This is a genomic window from Candidatus Aeolococcus gillhamiae, assembly GCF_016464765.1.
GTDB lineage: Bacteria > Chloroflexota > Dormibacteria > Aeolococcales > Aeolococcaceae > Aeolococcus > Aeolococcus gillhamiae.
Genome location: NZ_JAEKNS010000069.1, coordinates 15,068 through 33,751, shown reverse-complemented (window position 1 = coordinate 33,751; position 18,684 = coordinate 15,068). Strand labels below are relative to the sequence as shown.

18 protein-coding genes are annotated in these 18,684 nt (G+C 70.0%); all 18 read right to left on the bottom strand.

All coding sequences use genetic code 11. The annotated features are described in order from the left end of the window. Nucleotides 1-6 precede the first annotated feature (6 nt). Nucleotides 7-300: a YlxR family protein gene (locus JF886_RS16785; RefSeq protein ID WP_350340573.1), complete on the bottom strand. Its 294-nt coding sequence runs from the start codon at nt 298-300 to the stop codon at nt 7-9. A 3-nt stretch (nt 301-303) separates the two neighbouring features. Next, complete coding sequence (gene nusA / locus JF886_RS06440; RefSeq protein WP_337310732.1) at nt 304-1,266, bottom strand: transcription termination/antitermination protein NusA; 963 nt, start codon at nt 1,264-1,266, stop codon at nt 304-306. A 2-nt stretch (nt 1,267-1,268) separates the two neighbouring features. After that, a complete protein-coding gene (rimP, locus tag JF886_RS06435) occupies nt 1,269-1,733 on the bottom strand; it encodes a ribosome maturation factor RimP (RefSeq protein WP_337310730.1) in 465 nt (154 codons plus the stop codon). A gap of 17 nt (nt 1,734-1,750) precedes the next feature. Then, nucleotides 1,751-4,228, bottom strand: a complete 2,478-nt coding sequence (gene secD / locus JF886_RS06430; RefSeq protein WP_337310728.1) for a protein translocase subunit SecD — start codon at nt 4,226-4,228, stop codon at nt 1,751-1,753. Beyond that, nucleotides 4,221-5,429, bottom strand: a complete 1,209-nt coding sequence (gene tgt, locus JF886_RS06425; RefSeq protein WP_337310727.1) for a tRNA guanosine(34) transglycosylase Tgt — start codon at nt 5,427-5,429, stop codon at nt 4,221-4,223. Before tgt ends, secD begins: the two co-directional genes overlap by 8 nt. Next, nucleotides 5,426-6,511, bottom strand: a complete 1,086-nt coding sequence (queA, locus tag JF886_RS06420) for a tRNA preQ1(34) S-adenosylmethionine ribosyltransferase-isomerase QueA (RefSeq protein WP_337310725.1) — start codon at nt 6,509-6,511, stop codon at nt 5,426-5,428. Before queA ends, tgt begins: the two co-directional genes overlap by 4 nt. A gap of 7 nt (nt 6,512-6,518) precedes the next feature. After that, nucleotides 6,519-7,562 carry a Holliday junction branch migration DNA helicase RuvB gene (gene ruvB / locus JF886_RS06415; protein WP_337310723.1) on the bottom strand — a complete coding sequence of 348 codons (1,044 nt, stop codon included), beginning with the start codon at nt 7,560-7,562 and terminating at the stop codon, nt 6,519-6,521. Further along, on the bottom strand, nt 7,562-8,176 hold the full coding sequence (gene ruvA, locus JF886_RS06410) for a Holliday junction branch migration protein RuvA (protein ID WP_337310721.1): 615 nt from the start codon (nt 8,174-8,176) through the stop codon (nt 7,562-7,564). Before ruvA ends, ruvB begins: the two co-directional genes overlap by 1 nt. Further along, on the bottom strand, nt 8,173-8,742 hold the full coding sequence (ruvC, locus tag JF886_RS06405; RefSeq protein WP_337310719.1) for a crossover junction endodeoxyribonuclease RuvC: 570 nt from the start codon (nt 8,740-8,742) through the stop codon (nt 8,173-8,175). The genes ruvA and ruvC overlap by 4 nt, the downstream gene beginning before the upstream one ends. A 5-nt stretch (nt 8,743-8,747) precedes the next feature. Continuing rightward, entirely contained in the window at nt 8,748-9,506 is a 759-nt protein-coding gene (locus JF886_RS06400; protein ID WP_337310717.1) for a YebC/PmpR family DNA-binding transcriptional regulator, read from the bottom strand. Nucleotides 9,507-9,952: 446 nt separating this feature from the next. Further along, nucleotides 9,953-10,558: a DNA-3-methyladenine glycosylase gene (locus JF886_RS06395; RefSeq protein ID WP_337310734.1), complete on the bottom strand. Its 606-nt coding sequence runs from the start codon at nt 10,556-10,558 to the stop codon at nt 9,953-9,955. 8 nt (nt 10,559-10,566) lie between these two features. After that, on the bottom strand, nt 10,567-13,026 hold the full coding sequence (pheT, locus tag JF886_RS06390) for a phenylalanine--tRNA ligase subunit beta (RefSeq protein ID WP_337310715.1): 2,460 nt from the start codon (nt 13,024-13,026) through the stop codon (nt 10,567-10,569). Next, a complete protein-coding gene (gene pheS / locus JF886_RS06385) occupies nt 13,023-14,084 on the bottom strand; it encodes a phenylalanine--tRNA ligase subunit alpha (RefSeq protein ID WP_337310713.1) in 1,062 nt (353 codons plus the stop codon). The genes pheT and pheS overlap by 4 nt, the downstream gene beginning before the upstream one ends. Beyond that, the gene (rplT, locus tag JF886_RS06380; RefSeq protein ID WP_337310711.1) at nt 14,081-14,440 is read right to left on the bottom strand and encodes a 50S ribosomal protein L20; all 360 of its coding nucleotides are present in this window, start codon (nt 14,438-14,440) and stop codon (nt 14,081-14,083) included. Before rplT ends, pheS begins: the two co-directional genes overlap by 4 nt. A 15-nt stretch (nt 14,441-14,455) precedes the next feature. Beyond that, a complete protein-coding gene (rpmI, locus tag JF886_RS06375) occupies nt 14,456-14,653 on the bottom strand; it encodes a 50S ribosomal protein L35 (protein ID WP_337310709.1) in 198 nt (65 codons plus the stop codon). Continuing rightward, nucleotides 14,631-15,491 (bottom strand): translation initiation factor IF-3, encoded by an 861-nt coding sequence (infC, locus tag JF886_RS06370; RefSeq protein WP_337310706.1) that lies wholly within the window; start codon nt 15,489-15,491, stop codon nt 14,631-14,633. Before infC ends, rpmI begins: the two co-directional genes overlap by 23 nt. Before the next feature lie 190 nt (nt 15,492-15,681). After that, the gene (locus JF886_RS06365) at nt 15,682-16,392 is read right to left on the bottom strand and encodes an SAM-dependent methyltransferase (protein ID WP_337310704.1); all 711 of its coding nucleotides are present in this window, start codon (nt 16,390-16,392) and stop codon (nt 15,682-15,684) included. 7 nt (nt 16,393-16,399) lie between these two features. Continuing rightward, nucleotides 16,400-18,220, bottom strand: coding sequence for a threonine--tRNA ligase (gene thrS, locus JF886_RS06360; protein ID WP_337310701.1), 1,821 nt, complete (start codon nt 18,218-18,220; stop codon nt 16,400-16,402). Nucleotides 18,221-18,684: the final 464 nt, after the last annotated feature.

Sequence of the window (18,684 nt, the reverse complement as noted above, 5' to 3'; positions counted from 1 at the left end):
GCTTCTTCACCGTGGCGATGGCTGGACCTCCTGTCTGAGCGCCTCGAGGGTTGCGCTCAGTTCCTCGTAGTTGATGACATCTTCCCCCACCCGCAGGGAACGCGTCAGTGCCCGCCGGCGCCGTGCCTGCGTCAGGCAGTCGCTGCCGTCCGCGCAGAGGTAGGCTCCCCGGCCGGGAAGCTGGTTGCGAGCATCAAGAGTAACCTGTCCGTGGCTTCCAAGGGCGAGCCGCACCAGTTCGGGCCTGCTTCGGACCCGGCGGCAGCCCACGCAGGTGCGTTGGGGCAGTTGTGGGGTCATCCGCTACTCGCCGGCGACCACGTCGATCCGCCAGCCGCACAGGCGGGCGACGAGCCGGGCGTTGTCCCCTCCCCTGCCGATCGCCAGGGAAAGCTGGTCGGTGTCGACCGTGACCGTGGCCGTCCGGGTGGCCTCGTCGAGCTCGACCCCCCGGACTGTCGCCGGCGCCAGGGCATTGGCGATGTATGTGGCCGGGTCATCCGACCAGACCACGATCTGGACCTGCTCGCCGCCGAGCACGGAGGTGATCGCCTGGTGGCGGATGCCGCGCGGGCCGATGCACGCGCCCCGGGCATCGACGGCGGGGTCGGCCGCCTCCACCGCGACCTTGCTGCGCCGGCCGGCCTCGCGGACGATGCCGCGCACCAGCACCTGGCCGTTGGCGGCCTCGGGCACTTCCTGCTCGAGGAGGAGCCGGAGCAGCTGGGGGTGGGAGCGGGACACCACCACGACGGCGTCCTGGCTGCGCCGCCGCCCCTCGAGCACCATGACCTTGAGGTGCCGGCCCGGCACCAGCTCCTCGCCCGGGATCTGCTCCTCGGGTGGCAGTAGGACGCGCAGGTCGCCGGCGCGCAGGTACCAGACCGGTCCGGAATGGGTGTCGACGATGGTGTCGATCAGCTCGCCGCGCCGCAGCGACGCCTCACGGAGGACGCGGTCCTTGCCGGCCTCGCGCAGCGCTGTTGCCACCGCGGCTCGGGCCGCCTGCGCCGCCTGGCGCGGGAAGTCGGGCACGGCGACGTCGACAGCGAGCTCCTCACCGTCCGGCCCACGCCGGTACATGGTGCAGCTGCCGGACAGCAGGTCGACCCGGGCGTGCACCGCGCTGTCGTCGTCGATCACCCGCCGGTAGGTTTCCTCGAAAGCGGATTCGAACAGCGCGGCGAGCCGATCGTCGCTGAGCGCGGTGCTCTCGCGCAGCGTGGCTATGACGCCGTCGAGCAGGTCCGGGACCATGTCGGCCATGGTCAGATGTCGACGACGATGCGCGCGGCGATGACGTCGGCCCGGAACAACGTCGTCAGGCGGCGGCGGTTGCGGTCGCGGGCCTCCACCTCCACGCTGCTGTCGTCGAGGTGGAGCAGCCGGCCCTCGATGATCATCTCGGCGTCGCCGCTGCGTACCCGGACATTGACCCGGCGTCCCACCGCGGACTGCCACTCCAGCTCGGTGCGCAGCGGTCGCTCGGCCCCCGGCGACGACACCTCCAGCGCGTAGCGGCCGGCGATCGGGTCGTAGGCGTCGAGGACGGCGCCCACCGCGTGGGAGACGCGCTCGCAGTCGTCGAGGCTGACACCCTGCGCCGAATCGATGACCAGGCGCAGCACGCTGCTCCGTCCCGGCCGCCACTGCAGGTCGACGAGGTCGAGGCCGAGGTGGCGAAGCGACGGCTGCACGAGCTCGATCAGCTGTTCTGTCGAGACGGTATTCATGTGTTCACGCGGATGGTCTAGGCGGCCCGAGCCACCCTCCGCTGCGAGCCAGGTGGTGGCGCTCCGCCGCTGCGCATCGCCGACGCCTTCTGCCACGCGACCAGCAGCGTGCTGGCGTTGAAGATGGAGCTGTACGTGCCGGTGACGATCCCGATGAGAAGGGCAAGGACGAAGCCCGTGATCGTCGCACCACCGAAGAGGACCAGGGCGAGGAGCACGAACACAACGGTGAGCGACGTGTTGAGCGAGCGCGTCATCGTCTGCACCGTCGACAGGTTGATCACCTGGTCGAACGTGAGCCGCGGCCCGAACTTGAGGTTCTCGCGGACGCGGTCGAACACCACGATCGTGTCGTGGATGGAGAACGCCACCGATGTCAGGATCGCGGTCACGAAGAGCGTGTCCACCTCGCCGAGGCTGGTGAAGTGCCCGAGGATGGCCCAAATTCCGGCCAGGACGAAGACATCGTGGAGCAGCTTGAAGAACGCACACGCGGAGAAGCGCCAGGCCGAGATGGCGCGCTGGCGGCGGAACGCCAGCGCCAGATAGATGGCGATCAGCGCCGACGCGACCAGGATCAGGATGATCGCGCTGCGCACCAGGTCGGCGGCCACGCTCGGCCCGATGAACTGCTCCTGGATGTCGGGGTTGTGCGTCTTCGGGTCGGTGGGGATGGCGTAGGCCGTGTTGAGCGCGTTCTGGACAGCCACGACGGGGTCACTGCCCCTATCGGCCGTACCCGGCAGGAAGCTGATCTCGTAGCGGTTGGCCGCCTGCGCCTGGATCTGTGGCTCGAGGTTGCCGATGACAGACCTGACGGTGGTGTCCACCTGGGCCTGCGTGGTCGGATGCACGAGTGCCACGTCGACCTTGTAACCACCACGGAAGTCGAGGCCAAGTCGGAAGCCCCAGAAGATGATCGCCAGGATCCCCGGGATGATGATCGCCAGCGAACCGGCGAAGTACCAGTTGCGCGAGCGCACGATGTCGAAACGACCGCGCGGCGGCTTCTCTTCGTACTCCTCGTGGATCTGTGTGTACAGCGTGGGGCTGCGGCCCAGGCGCAGGCGCAGCGCGGCGGCCAGCAGCGCACGTGTGACGGTGACCGCGCTGAAGAAGCTGACCGCGACGCCGATGCCCAGCGTGATCGCGAAACCGCGCACCACGTCGGTGCCGAGGATGGCCAGTACAAGGCAGGCGATGATCGTCGAGACGTTGCTGTCGCGAATGGCCGGGAAGGCGCGGCGGAAGCCGGTGTCGACCGCCGGTGCCACGCTGCGGCCGTGACGTAATTCATCACGTGTTCGCTCAAAGATGAGCACGTTGGCATCGACCGCCATGCCCACGCTGAGCACGAAGCCGGCCAGCGCGGCCAGCGAGATGGTCACCCCGATCACCTTGAAGAGTGCCAGCACGATGGCTCCGTAGGCGACCAGCGCGATGCAGGCGAGCAGCCCGGGGAAGCGGTAGTAGCCGATCATGAAGAGGACGATGATCAGCAGCCCGACCGCGCCTGCGATGAGACTTCGCTGCACGGTCTGCTGACCGAGCGTGGCGCTGACCACGTTGGTCTGCACGCTGCCGATCTCCGCAGGCAGTGCACCGGCGGAGATGTCGCTGGCGAGCGTCTGCGCCTGCGCGCTGGTGAAGCCACCGGTGATCTGCGTGTTGTTGCTCGACGGTTGCTGCACCACCGGTGCGGTGATGATGCTCTTGTCCAGGAAGATGGCCACGTGCGCCTGCGCCGGCGGGTTCGTTGGGCTCTGCTGGGTGAAGGCGTAGGCGGCGGTGGTGATCTTGTTCCACTCGGTCGCCCCCGCGTCGTTGAAGGTGATGTTGACCGCGATGGCGCCGGTCGAGTCGACCCCGACGTCGGCGTTGGTCACGTCACTGGCGTCGAGAGCGTCGTCGATCTTCCAGTGGTAGCCGGCGGGATACAGCGTGGGGTTGCCCAGCTGGTTGATGTCGTACAGGCGCTCCTGGTCGGCGAGGAACTGCGGGTCGCCGGGGTTGGGCGCGCCCCGCACGGCGGTGGCGAAATGAAGCTTCGAGGTGGTGCCCACGGTGGCCTTGGCCTGCTCCGGGCCAACGCCGGGCAGCTGGATGAGGATCTGGTCGGAGCCCTGCGCGGACACCTTGCCCTCGGTGACACCGAGGCCGTTGACGCGCGCGGTGAGCAGGGGGATGGTCTTGTCGCGCGCCTCGGTGACCGTCTGCCCCTTCGGTCCATTGCGGCAACCGACGCTGGGCGGGTCATTGAAGCCGTGACAGACCTCGACGACGAGCTCGGTGCCGCCCACCAGGTCGAGGCCTTTGACGAACGTCACCTGGTGACCGGCGATGGTCGGGATGCTGGTCAGCCTCTGCGGGAACGGCTGGTGAACCACCACGTACCGGTAGAAGATGCTGTACCCGTCGATGAAGAGCGCGCCGAGCACGATGAGGACGACGATGACGACGCGCACACGGGTGACGCGGAGGAAGAAATCAGCCACGAGGGCCGAGTGTACCCGGGATCCGCGCTGACTCGACCGTCCGTCCGATGCGCTGCGGCTGGCCGGCATCTGCCGCGTCCGCGCCTTCCTCCCCGTCCCCGGCCGCTCGCAGTCGCGCTTCCGTCTCCGCACGGAAGACGCCAAAGCGGCCTGCGCTGATCGCCTCGCGTGCACCCGCCATCAGCGTGCTCAGGTGGGTGACGTTGTGCAGGGTCAGCAGGCGGTGGCCGAGGATCTCGCCGGCGCCGATGAGGTGGCGCAGGTAGGCGCGCGAGAACCGGCGACACGCGGGACAGGGGCACCCATCCACCAGGGGTCGGAGGTCGTCGCGATAGACGGCGCGGCGCAGTGGCAGGCGGCCGTCGGGGGTCAGGGCCGCCCCGGTGCGGGCCAGCCGGGTGGGCGCGACGCAGTCGAACATGTCGACGCCGAGCGCCACCATGGTGAGCAGCTCGGCGTCGGTGCCCAGCCCCATGAAGTAGCGCGGACGGTCTACCGGCAGCTCCGCGACCGAGGCTGCGGTCATGGCCTCCATGACCTCCAGAGGCTCACCCACCGACAGGCCTCCCACGGCGATCCCGTCGAAGTCCAGCCCGGCGACACGGCTGGCCGAGGCGGCGCGTGCCTGCTCGTCGAAACCGCCCTGACAGATGCCGAACAGGAGCCTGCCATCGCCGGGGTGCACCGCTGCGCAGCGCTCGGCCCAGCGATGCGTTCGCTTGGTGGCGGCCTCGGCCTGTGCGGCGTCGGCGCCCCAGGCCACCGGCTGGTCGAGGCACATGACGATGTCGGCGTTCATCCGCGCCTGCAGGCCTACCGCCTCCTCCGGTGTGACGCGTAGCCGCGCGCCGTCGTAGGGCGAGACAAACGTCGCCGCGTCGTCGTCGACCGCGGTGACAGTTCGCAGGCTGACCAGCTGGAAGCCACCGCTGTCGGTGAGGATGGGCCCGTCCCAGGCCATGAAGGAGTGGAGGCCGCCGGCGCGCTCGATCAGGTCGACGCCGGGTCGCAGCGCCAGGTGATAGGCGTTACACAGCACGATGTCGGCGCCGCAGGCGCGCACCTCGTCGGGGTCGAGCGACTTCACGGTGGCGTGCGTGCCCACGGGCATGAAGGCCGGGGTGTTCACGTCGCCGTGGGCCGTGCGTAGCCGCCCCGTGCGCGCCGAGCCGTCCCGCGCGTCGATGGTCAGCGCGCTCACGAGGGGGCACCGCCGCGCCAGCACAGCATGCAGTCGCCGAAGCTGAGGAAGCGGTAGCCACGCGCCAGCGCGTGCTCATACACACTCCGCCAGGCGTCACCACCGAGGAACGCGGCGAGCAGCACGAGCAGCGATGAACGGGGCTGGTGGAAGTTGGTCAGCAGGCCGTCGACGGCGCCGAAGCGATGACCGGGGGTGATGAACAGCTCCGTCGACACCGTGCCGGGGTGGAGCGCGCCCACGCCGTCGACGAAGGACTCCAGGGTGCGCACCACCGTCGTCCCCACGGCGATCACCCTCCCGCCGCCGGCGCGCGCCGCTGTGATGGTCGCCGCGGTTGCGGCCGGCAGCATGCACCTCTCGGCGTGCATGCGGTGGGTGCGCGCGTCACTGACCGTGATCGGTGCGAAGGTGCCGAGCCCGACGTCGAGCTGGAGTGCCGTCCATCCCACCCCGCGCTGCGCCAGTGCCTCGTGCACCCGGGATGTGAAGTGGAGGCCCGCGGTCGGCGCCGCCGCGGAGGCGGGTGCACCGGCCGCGTACACGGTCTGGTAGCGCTGCGCGTCCTCGAGCGGGGTGCGGATGTACGGAGGCAGCGGCGCCTCACCGAGCTGGGCGATGAGCGCCTCGAGATCGCCGTCGCCATCGAGCCTGACCACGCGCGCCCCGGGGTGCCCCGGCGCGGGGCCGGCGATTGTCACGGACAGGGCGTCGCCGACCGAGACCCGCGCACCGTCGTGCAATCGTCGGCCCGGCCGGACCAGCGCCGTGAAACGGTCGCGGTCCAGGCGCGTCAGCAGCAGGACCTCCTCCTTGCCGCCGTCGGCGCCGCGCCCACGGAGGCGCGCCGCTCGCACCCGCGTGTCGTTGGCCACCAGGAGGTCACCGGGCCGGAGTAGGTCGGGCAGGTCGGTGAACACGTGGTCGGAGAGGCCGCCGCCCGGCTCGGCGTGGAGCAGCCGGGACGCGTCGCGCGGCTCCACCGGTGTCTGGGCGATCCTGCCGGCGGGAAGCACGTAGTCGAACATGTCGGTGGGCAGCGCGCGGGCGCGGTCGCGTGCCGGATCTTTCACGGTGGCCATGGCGTGGCTACGCGAAGAGCGAGGACTGGGTGTCGTCGGCCCCGACGGTGCCGGCGGGTACCGGCAGACCGAGGTGTTGGTACGCGCCTGCGGTCGGCACCCGCCCGCGCGGGGTGCGCGCCAGCATCCCGAGCCGGATGAGGTAGGGCTCGACGACGTCCTCGATCGTCTCGGGCTCCTCCTGGACGCTGACCGCGATGGTCTGCACGCCCACGGGATGGCCGCGCAGCGGCCCGCACAGGGCGGCGAGGACGCGCCGGTCCATCTCGTCCAGGCCGGCGGCGTCGATGCCGAGCATGTCGAGCGCCGCGGTGGCGGCGGCGACGTCGATGTGGCCCGCGGCGCGCACTTGCGCGTAGTCGCGGGCACGGCGGAGCAGCCGGTTGGCGACGCGCGGCGTGCCGCGTGCGCGCGCGGCGAGCAGAGCTGCACCGTCATCGTCAATGGGGATCTTCAGCAGGCGCGCGCTGCGCCGGATGATGTCGGTGAGCTCGCCGACGTCGTAGTAGTCGAGCCGGAAGGTGACCCCGAAGCGGTCACGCAGAGGGCCGCCGAGCGCACCGGCACGGGTGGTCGCGGCGATGACGGTGAAGCGGTTGAGGCTGAGACGGAGTGTCTGCGCGCCGGCGCCACGCCCGGCGACAAAGTCGAACGCGAGGTCCTCCATGGCGGGGTAGAGCGCCTCCTCGACCGCGTGGTTGAGACGGTGCACCTCGTCGATGAAGAAGACGTCGCGGTCGTTGAGCGATGTGAGGATGGAGGCGAGCATGCCCTGGTGCTCGAGTGCCGGCCCGGAGGTGAGCCGCGCCTGCACGCCCATCTCGGTGGCGATGATCTGCGCGAGAGTTGTCTTGCCCAGGCCGGGCGGCCCGTAGAGAAGGATGTGGTCAAGCGCCTCGCCACGACCGCGCGCCGCCTCGACGAGGACGCGCACCTGCTCGTGGATGCCGGCCTGGCCGACAAAGTCCTCGAGGCGCTGCGGACGCAGCGCCACCTCGGCGGCGTGCTCCTCCTCCACCTCGAGCGGGGTCACCACCCGCGATTCGTCCATCACCCCGCCGCCACCATATCGAGGCGGCGCAGCGCCGCGGCCACCAGGGCGGCAACGTCGAGCGGCTCGGTGCCGTCGCTGACGGCGGCCTTGACGGCATCGCGGGCAGCGGCCTCACGGAAGCCCATCGTGGCCAGGCCGTCGACCGCGGCACGGATCGCCTGCTCCGCGGCCGCCTCCACCGGTGTGCTGCGGTCGCCCGGCAGCGCCAGGCCGCCGAGCTTGTCGCGCAGCTCGAGCACCACCCGCTCCGCGGTCTTGAGGCCGATCCCCGGCACGGTCGCCACCATCGCCGCATCACCGCTGCGCAGGGCGCGCACCATGGTGGCGAGGTCGGCACGGCCGAGGATGCCGAGCGCGGCCTTGGGCCCGATCCGCTCGACGGCGATGAGCAGGCGGAACAGGCGCAGCTCCTCCGCAGTGGTGAAGCCGTACAGGCGGATGGCCTCCGCGCTCACCGACGTGTGCACGTGCAAGGTGACGTCCGCGGCCGCGCCGTGCAGCGCCACGGCGGTCCGCAGGTGGCACTGCACCGCGTAGCCCACCCCGTTGACGTCAAGGGTGACCACATCGTCGTCGACGCACGCCACCTGGCCACGCAGAAGCGCGATCACTGCGCGGTTGCCCCCAGCCGCGCCCGCGCTGCGGCCACGGCGCTGTCGAGCGCGCTGAGCGGGGCTCGGACGGTCTGACCGCGGACACGAAGCGTGAGCGCCGCGCGGTGGTGGTGACAGATGGCGATGGCGCAGGCGTCGGCGACGTCGTCCGGTCCGTCGATCCGCTCCACCGACAGCAGCCGCCTCGTCATCCGCTCCACCTGCGGTTTACGGGCTGCACCGTAGCCGGCCACCGCCTCCTTGACCTCGTTCGGCGTGTACTCGAAGACAGGGATCCCCGCGCCCGCCAGCGCACAGAGCAGGACGCCGCGTGCTTCGCTGACCCGCATGGCCGTGCTGCGATTGGTCGAGAAGAAGAGCCGCTCCACGGCAGCGAAGGCCGGCCGGTGCTCGGCGACAACCGCGGTGATCAACCCGGAGAGCAGGAAAAGACGCTCGGCGTCCTCGACGCCGACCGGCGTGCTCAGGCAGGCGCTGTGCACCAACCTCAGTGATCCCGGTCCTCCGTCGACGACGGCGACGCCGGTGCGACCCAGCCCCGGATCGACGCCCAGGACACGCACCCCCGTCAGCCGACCGACTCGAGGACGTCGTCGGGGATCTCGGCGTTCGCGTACACCTGCTGCACGTCGTCGTCCTCCTCGAGCGCGTCGAGGAGGCACAGCACCGCCACCGCCTGCTTGGCGTCGAGCGGCACCGACGTGCTCGGGTTCATGGTGACCTCGCCCGTCTCGACGCTCAGGCCCGCGTCCTCGATGGCGGTGCGCGCTGCCTCGAAGTTCCCCGGGTCGACCGTGACCACGACGGCATCATCGTCCACGCTGATGTCGCCGTCGCTGCCGACGTCGACGATCTCGAGCAGGCGCAGGGCGAGTTCGTCCGGGTCGCTGGCGCCGGCGGAGACGCGAATCACGCCCTGCTGGGTGAACATCCAGCCGACGCTGTTGGTCTCGCCGAGCGACCCGCCCGAGCGCGTGAAGAGATTGCGGATGGCGGCGACCGTGCGGTTGCGGTTGTCGGAGAGCACATCGACCATCACGGCGACGCCGTGGGGACCGTAGCCCTCGTAGCGGATCTCCTCGAGCTGGGCGCCCTCCTTGCCGCCCGCGCCGCGCTGTACGGCACGCTCGATGTTGTCCGCGGGCATGTTGACCTCGCGAGCCTTCTGCATGGCGAGCCGCAGCCGGAAGTTCGACGCCGGGTCGGGGCCACCCTCGCGAGCTGCCACCGAGAGCTCACGAGCGACCTTGGTGAAGGCCTGCCCGCGCTTGGCGTCGACGATCGCCTTCTTGTGTTTGATCCCCGCCCACTTGCTGTGACCGGACATGGGTCCTCCGTTGCCGAACAGGCGTTTGCCATTGTATTGCCGGCGCGGGCCCCAGTCTATGAGTCCACGCTCCGCTGCCAGTCGGCGCGTGACAGAACGTCGGGGCCCTTGACTACCGGCCGGGGAGGTCTATCCTGAGGGTACGGAACCGACTGCATAGGGAGGACATCTTCACGATGCGTACGGTCTTCGAGCTTCTCCGGCACACTCGAGCCGAGAGGTAGGGCCCGGATCCAGGGGGTCGCACAGCGCGGCCGTCCGAAGGCGCCACCGTCGAATCCTGGCACAACGCCGCTGGGTTCCGGTACAGGTTGGAATGGCGCGGGATGGCGCGGTCGGTGCACAACCGGGTTCGGGCTGGCCAGCCGGCACCTTTGGTGCCCACAGCAATAGCCCGGCTTATTCGTCGGGCGGCCGACACTGATCGGCAGACTTCGGGGACCGGCCTACTGGCCGGTCCCTTTTTTCACAGGGGGAACTGCGTTCCGAGACACCGCCGGGCGTCCGGTCCACCAGAACCGGAGCGGCAGGTCGGCGGCGCGGCTGATGCCGACCCTCGGGCCTGACGACAGAGGAACCTCGCGTGAGCGAGCTTCGAGGTAAACACGCCCAGGGCGGCAGAGGTCGAGCCCGTTGTCGGTGGCGCCGATCGCCAGGCCACGGCAGAGGTTGCCGGGACCGCTCAGCAGCCGGTCCGACGGAACTGTGGTTGCGCGGCGGCGCCGGACCACCTGCTCGCCCCTGGTCACGCCGGCCGCGCGCAGCAGGACCGCTGACGCGGACCCGTCCGGTCCGCAGACCACGTTGGCGCAGTGGTGCATGCCGTAGCTGAGGTAGACGTAAAGGTGGCCTGCCGGTCCGAACATGATCGACGCTCGCGGCGTGGGCCCGCGGAACGCGTGCGAGGCAGGGTCCTCCGGGCCGAGGTACGCCTCCACCTCGACGATGGTGGCGCGCACTTCCTCCGCGGTGCCGGCGTCGACGACCAGCTCGGCGCCGATCAGGTCGTGAGCCACCTCGACCGCTCCCCGGGCCAGGAAGGTTCGCGACAGCCGCCGGGCTATCGGCGCACCTCGGCGCCCGTGCGCGCTCGCAACCCGACCGCGATGGCAGCCTGCAGGGTCCTCGCCTCCTCGGAGGTGAGGGTGCGCCCGGGGGCGCGGAAGACGAGGCGGAACGTCCAGCTCTTGCGGCCCTGGCCGAGGGCGGCGTCGCGGTATTCGTCGTAGAGGACCGCGCTCTCCAGCAACGTGCCCCCCGCCTCGCGGATGGACCGCAGCGCGTCGCCGGCCTGGGCCTCTTCGGTCACCGTCACCGCCAGGTCCTGGACGACGGCGGGATGCCGCGGCGGTGCCAGGTACCGGCGCGAGGGCGGCTCGGCGGGGATCAGCGCGTCGAGCTGGACCTCGGCGACGGCGACGCGACCGCGCACCTCGAAGACGGCCAGAGAGGCAGCGTCGAGCTCGCCGACCACGCCGACCGCCTGGCCATTGCAGAGCAGCCGGCCGGAGCGGCCGGCGCGCAGTCCAGGGACGTCGGCGGGCTCGGTGTCCACCGTCCCGGCGCCGAGGTCGGAGGCGAGCCGTGCCACCACCGCCTGGAGGTGGCGGATCCTTCGCGCGGCCCCGTCGGCGTTGGCGGCGGTCGCCGCGGCTCCGAGAAGTAGCGGCTCGGCCGGCAGCGGGACGAGGCCGGCGTCGACACCGTCCCTCGTGGAACCGGCAGCCTGGCCGCGCCGCTCGCCTTCCCAGAAGGCCCTGCCCATCTCGAAGAGCAGGACCTCCTCGACACCGCGCCGGAGGTTGCCCGCCGCGGCCTGGACGACGCCGGGCAGAAGGCTGGTACGCAGCACGCTCCACTCCTCGGTGAGCGGGTTGCGCAGCGGGATGGGGGTGCGACCGACGCCCAGGCCATGCAGCGCGCCGGCCAGGGTGCGCGACACGAACGACCAGGTGATTACCTCGTCGAACCCGGCGCCGGCGAGCACCTCTTTGACGCGGTCCTCGATTGGGGTCTCGGCGGCCACGGTGGTCACCGCGGTCCGCCGCCCCGGGAGCGTGCTCGGGATGCGGTCGTAGCCGAGGGAGCGTCCCACCTCCTCGACGACGTCCGCGACGATCGTCACGTCGCGCCGGAAATGAGGCGCGGTGACGATGAGCTCGTCGCCGTGTTGCTCGACGCCGAAGCTGAGCCGCGCCAGGGCGGTTGCCGCCTCGGTGGCATCGACGTGGTAGCCGAGTAGCGCGGACAGCACGGCGCCGCTGACGTGGATGGGAGGGATGGGCTCGAGCGACCGGGCCCTGACGTCGACGCTGTCCTGGAGCACGTGGCCTGCGCCGAGATCGGCGATCAGCGCGGCGGCGCGGTCGAGCGCAAGCGGCGGCAGGGTGTCGCTAAGGCCCTTTTCGTTGAGCGCGGAGGCGTCGGTGCGGACGCCCAGCCGCTTGCTGGTGGCGCGGATCGCCGGCCCGTCCCAGGTGGCAGCCTCGAGGAGCACGTTGTGGGTGGCGTCGTCGACCGCCGTCCCAGCGCCGCCGATGACCCCGCCGAGGCTGACGGCGACGTCGCCGGCACACACCGCCAGGTCCGCGTCCCCGATGGTGCGCACCGCGCCGTCGAGACAGAGAAGCTGCTCCCCGCGTCCACGGCGCACACGCACGTGCGCCGCGCGGCCGTCGTCGCCCTGGGCGGCCACAAACCGGTCGAGGTCGAAGCCGTGCAGTGGCTGGCCCATCTCGTGGGCCACGTAATTGGTGACGTCGACCACGTTGTTGATGGGACGCAGCCCGACCGCGCGCAGGCGACGTTGCATCCACTCCGGCGAGGGCGCCACGGCGACGTTCTCGATGATGCGCACCGAGAAACGCGGGCAGCCCTCTGCGTCGTCGACCTGCACGTCGGCACGCAGCGACATGCTGGCCGCGCTGAGCAGCCCGTCGGCGATCGCCGCCTGCGGCTCGCGCACCGTCTCGCCGATGGCCGCAGCCATCTCCCGGGCGATGCCGACGTGGCAGAGGCAGTCGGGTCGATTGGTGGTGACCTCCACCTCGAGCACGGTGTCGAGCGCCAGCACCTCGTGCAGCGGTTGTCCCGGCAGGCCGCGCTCGAGATGGTGGATCCCGGCGGCATCGTCGCCGACTCCCAGCTCGGCAGCGGAGCAGAGCATCCCCGGCGACTGATACTTGCCGCCGAACATGGCCCGAACTCCGAGTGGCTCGTCCCAGCTCGGGAGCAGGGTGCCCACCGGCGCGTACGGCACGAGGTCGCCGATGGTGAGGTTGGGAGCGCCCGTGATCACACGGATCGGCTGGTCGCCGCCGGCGTCGATGTCGGCGAAGAGCACGCCCTTGGTCGATTCAGGAACCGGCTCCAGGCTCAGCACCCGAGTCACGACCACGCCGGCGGGGCCGCGCGTTACCCGCTCCACCTCGGTGCCGGTGTCCACCAGGCCCTGCACCAGGGTGTCGAGCGGGGCGTCGAGGACCGCGTACTCGCGCAGCCAGTCCAGCGAGACCTTCACGCCTGGCTCACGAAGCGCACGTCGTTCTCGTAGAGGAGCCGGCCGTCCTCGATGCCGTACGCCAGCATGGCGATGCGCTCGACCCCGATCCCGAAGGCGAACCCGCTGTACCTGGCCGGGTCGACGCCGCCATTGCGCAACACGTTGGGGTGGATCATGCCCCCGCCCAGCAGCTCGAGCCAGCCGCTGCCCTTACAGAGGCGGCAGCCCTCGCCCCCGCACACAGCGCAGGTGACGTCGAGTTCCACCGATGGTTCGGTGAACTCGAAGTGGTGCGGTCGCATGCGGATGGCGCGGTCGATTCCGAAGGTGGAGCGGGCGAAGAACTCCAGGGTGCCCTTGAGGTCGGAGAGCGCGATGCCCTCGTCGATGCACATCCCCTCGACCTGGAAGAACATGGGGAAGTGGGTGGCGTCGTAATCGCGGCGATATGCCTTCCCGGGGACGATCACCCGCTGGGGCGCGCCCCGGATGAGCATGCTCCGGATCTGCACTGGCGAGGTGTGGGTGCGCAGCAGGCGGTCGTCGTCGACGTAGAACGTGTCCTGGGTGTCACGGGAGTGATGGCCCGGCGGCATGTTGACCAGCGTGAAGTTGTAGCGGTCGTACTCCAGCTCGGGACCGCTCACGGGGACGTAGCCGAGCTGGGCGAAGATGCGCCGGACGTCACGGAACACTCGGCTCACCGGGTGCAGATGACCGCGGCGCAGCGGAGGCGGCGGCCAGGTGAGGTCGATCGTCTCGGTCGAGCTGCCCGTTGACGCAGCGCTGAGCACGGCGCGGCGTTCCTCCAGCGCCTCGGTGACGCGCTCTACCACCGCGTTGACGGTCTGGCCCATCGCCCTGCGTGCCTCCGGGTCGGCGACGGCGCCGATCTGCTTGCGGACAACCGTCAGCAAGCCGTCGCCACGGCCCAGGTAGCGGGCGCGAACAGCGTCGAGAGTGCCCGCGTCGCTCGCGGCTGCGATCTCGTCATGCGCCCTGACCCCGAGGGCATGCACGTCAGCGCCGCCCGGCTCTCCGCCAGGTGGTGGCGCCGTGCCACGCTGGTCGGTCACGCCGACGTCAGAGCGCCCCGGGCCACCTCGACAAGCTGCGTGAATGACGCCGAATCCTCGACGGCCAGGTCGGCAAGCATCTTGCGGTTGATGTCGATGCCGGCATTCTTCAGGCCGTGCATGAACTGGTTGTAGGCCAGGCCGTTCTGGCGCGCTGCCGCGTTGATGCGCGTGATCCACAGCCCGCGCATGTCGCCCTTGCGCAGCTTGCGGTCGCGGTACTGGTACGCCAGCGAGTGCATGACCGCCTCGTTGGCGTGGCGGTACAAACGCCTGTCGGCCTGCATACCCTCGGCCAGCTCGAGGACCTTCTTGTGGCGGGCACGTGACGTGACCCCCCGCTTGACTCTCGCCATGGTGACTCCTCCGGGCTATAGGTAGGGCGCCAGGCGGCGGACGGTCTTGACGTCGGCCGCGGACACCTCGTGCTGGATGTTCATGACGCGCTTGCGCTTGCTGCTCTTGTGTTCGAGCATGTGCGACTTGAACGCCTTGCGGCGCATCACCTTGCCGGTGCTGGTGATGCGAAAGCGCTTCTGCGTGGCTTTATGCGTTCGGATCTTTGGCATTCGTCTCCCTCGGCGTGGCGGCGGTCTTCTTCTCGGTGTTCTTGCTGGCGGTCGCGGCGGGCTTCCTCTGCGCCGCACTCTTGGCGGTGCTCCGCTTGGCAGCGGCTGCGGCAGGTGCGGGCTGGTCCTCTGCCGGCTCGTGAGTTGCAGGTGGAGGTGTGGCAGCCTCGGCTGCCTCAGTGGCTGGCGCCGGTGGTGCCTCAGCGACGACCTGCGCTGTGTCGGGCTCCGACGGGGGGGTCACCGCCGGCTGCTCCCGGCGCGGCGACGCGGAGCCGTTGCCCGAGGCTGCAGGCGCATCCCCGTGGTGACGGTCGTCGTGCGGCCGTGCCTGCTTTTTGGTCGTCGGGCTGAGGATCATGATCATGTTCCGGCCTTCGACGAGTGGGGATCGTTCGATGATGGCGAGGTCGCTGAGCTCCTCGGTCATGCGGTCGAGCAGCTTGCGGCCGAACTCCTGGTGGACCATCTCCCGACCCCGGAACATGATGGTCAGCTTGACCTTGTCGCCCTCACCGAGGAACTGCTTCACCTTGGCCAGCTTGGTGCGGAAGTCGTGGTCCGAGATCTTCGGGCGCAGCTTCTGCTCCTTGAGCTGGACGACGTTGTGGTCCCTGCGGCTGTCCTTCTCTCGCTTCAGCGCCTCGAACTTGAAACGACCGTAGTCCATCAGCCTACAGACCGGCGGCTGGGCCAGCGGGGCCACCTCGACGAGGTCGAGGCCGCGTTCGACGGCGAGCTGTCGGGCTGCCTCGATGGTGACGATGCCGAGCGCTTCATCGGTGGTGTCGTCGAAGAGACGCACCTGCGGGATGCGGATCTGCTCGTTGATCCTCAACTCTCGAAAGGCGATGGGTGGAAACCTCCAAACAAAAAACCTGGACAGCGATCCGCTATCCAGGCCTGGGTCTGTTCTGGACCTCCAAGGCGAACCCGGAAGGTGGGGTCCGCAGCGCACGGGCCCTCTTGGCGGCGCCACAGCGGCGTCCGATGGGTGAGCATATCACGGTCGCGGCGCGACCAAAGCGTCAGCGGCGCTGTGCGTGCAGCAGCATCTCCCGTGCTCCGCGGCTGCCGGTGACCGGCGAATCGATGGCGCCGCGCACCTCCCACCCGGCAGCGGTCACCCCGGCGCTTGCGGCGGCGAGCGCCGCGTCGAGGCTGGAGCGATCCGACGGCGCCGTCGCCGCGCGCAGCTCGAACATCGGCTTGACTAGCGCCACCAGCATCGCATCTGGCGCCAGCGTGACGCGGTTGAGCTGCGCCGCCGCCGCCGCGACGCTGAGGTAGGACACATCGATGGTCACCACCTCCACGGTGTCCGGCACGCACGCGCCGTCGAGGTCGGCGACGTTGACGGATTCCATGTTGATGACCCGCGGGTTCTGCCGCAGCGAGCCGAGAAGCTGCCCATAGCCGGCGTCGACCGCGTACACGAGACGGGCGCCGGCGGCCAACAGCACGGTGGTGAAGCCACCAGCGGCTGCGCCGACGTCCAGCGCGACCCGGCCCGCCACGTCGAGGGCGAAGGCATCGAGCGCGGCGCGCAGCTTGACCGAGCCACGCAGGATGGTGCGGGGTCGCATCGTGACCCGCGCACGCGCGCGCAGCCGGCTGCGCGGGTTGGTCACCGGGACGCCGTCCACCAGCACCTCCCCCGCTGCGATCAGCCGCGCGGCGTCGTGCTCGGGGAACAGCCGGGCAACGGCCTGCCCGAGCGAGCGGCCCTCGCGCTCCACGTGCGGCTCAGCCCTGGCCGCGCGACGCCGCCTCGGCGACCAGCCGGGTCACCAGGTCGCCCGCGGGCAGGTTCTCCTGGGTGCCCGCGCGCGTCGAACGGACATTGACGACACCGTCGCCCCGTTCCACGTCGCGGCGCCCCACCACGACGACGTACGGCACCTTGCGCAGCTCGGCGTCGCGGATGCGAGCCTGCATTCGCTCGCCCGGTTTGTCGTTCACTTCGGCACGCAGGCCGGCGGCTCGCATGGTGTCGCGTAGCGCGGTGACGTGCTCGATCACCTCAGGGGCATCGTCCTGCACGGGAACGATCTCGCACTGTACCGGTGCCAGCCAGACCGGGAAATGGCCAGCGTAGTGCTCGAGAAGGATCCCGAAGAATCGCTCGATGGAGCCGAAGAGGGCGCGGTGGATCATGACCGGGCGCGCCTCCCCGCCGTCCGCCTCGATGTAGCCGAGGCCGAAGCGCTGGGGGAATTGGAAATCGACCTGGATCGTGGACATCTGCCAGTAGCGACCGATCGCGTCCTTGACCTGGACGGAGATCTTGGGCCCGTAGAACGTCCCGCCGCCCTCGTCGAGCGCGAGCTCGAGGCCCATGTTCGACGCTGCTGACCGCAACGCGTCGGTCGCCTCCTCCCACTCCTCGTCGGTGCCGACCGCCTTACCCTCCGGCCTGGTCTGGAGCTCGAGGAAGAACTCGCTGAGCCCGAACTCGCGCAGGAGGTCGAGGACGAAGGTCAGCAGTGTGCGGATCTCCTCGCCCATCTGCGCCTTGGTGCAGAAAATGTGCGAGTCGTCCATGGTCAGGCCGCGGACACGGGTGAGGCCGTGCACCACCCCCGACTTCTCGTACCGGTACACCGTGCCGAACTCGAACAGACGCAAGGGCAGCTCGCGGTAGCTGCGCGGCCGACTGCGGTAGATGAGGATGTGGAACGGACAGTTCATCGGCTTGAGGTAGTACTTGACGCCGTCGTCAAGCTCCATCGGCGGGAACATCCCCTCCGCAAACCACTGCAGGTGACCGGAGGTCTGGAAGAGGTCCTCCTTGGTGATGTGCGGCGTGTTGACGAACTCGTAGCCGGCTTCCTCGTGGCGCCGGCGCGAGTAGTCCTCCATCAGCTTGCGCACCAAGCCGCCCTTGGGATGAAAGACGGGCAGTCCGGACCCGATCTCCTCGGGGAAGGAGAAGAGGTCGAGCTCAGCTCCGAGGCGGCGGTGGTCGCGGCGGCGCGCCTCCTCGCGCTGCGCGATGAAGGCGTCGAGCTGCTCGCGCTCGAAGAAGGCGGTGCCGTACACGCGCTGCAGCTGCTCGTTCCTCTCGTCGCCTCGCCAGTACACGCCGGCGACTCGCAGCAGGCGCACGGCACGCAGGTGGCCGGTGTGGGGCACATGAGGGCCGCGACAGAGATCGACGAAGTCACCGGTGCGATAGACGCCGACGGTGTCGACGTCATCTGGCATGCCATCGATGATCCTGACCTTGAACTCCTGGTCCAGGTCAGTGAACAGCTGACGCGCCGGCCCTCGGGCCATGACCTCGCGCTCGAATGGAATGCGTCGCTTGGCCAGCTCCTTCATCCTCGCCTCGATGCCGGCAAGGTCCTCTTCGCTGAAGTGCGCGCTCCCGCGAAGGCGGAAGTTGTAGAAGAAACCCTCGTCGGTGGCGGGTCCCACGTCGTACTGCGCGCCGGGGAACAGCTCGACCACCGCCGCAGCCATGAGGTGCGCGGCGCTGTGGCGGAGGATGTCGAGGGTCAGCTCCGCGGGCGCGTCGATGGGCGGGCCGGCCTCGGCGGCGTCGTCCACGATCTCGTCAGGCATGGGCGCGAATTGTAGATGCGGCGCCGAACGTCCCCGCGCCTGCCCGGCGGCGGGTCAGCCGCAGAGCCTGGACATTCCTCTGGGCACGTCCTCACGAGCCTCGGAGATGCGCGAGATTGCGGCCTCGGGATTATTGGTGGCACCGAGCCCCAGGCTGAGCTGGCGGGTCAGGGGCAGCACACGCCGGCTGGAGCGCTGCGCTGACAGGCGCAGGCGTGCGTGTCGCTCGGGATCAAGCGAGCAGCAGCGCACGCTGCAGTACTTCGCTGTCGGCTTCTTGACCGGTGCCGCGCAACCGCGCCGGGCGCAGATCCGCCGCGTCGTCCTCGTTGCGTCGGAACCATTCGGCTCGGAGTCCCCTACCACGCGCCGAGTGTCATCTGTCGACTCCGGCGATGTCAACGCCCACATACGGCGCATTTGCGTCGCACTGCGGTGCACAACCTCGGCGCGATCTCACCGTT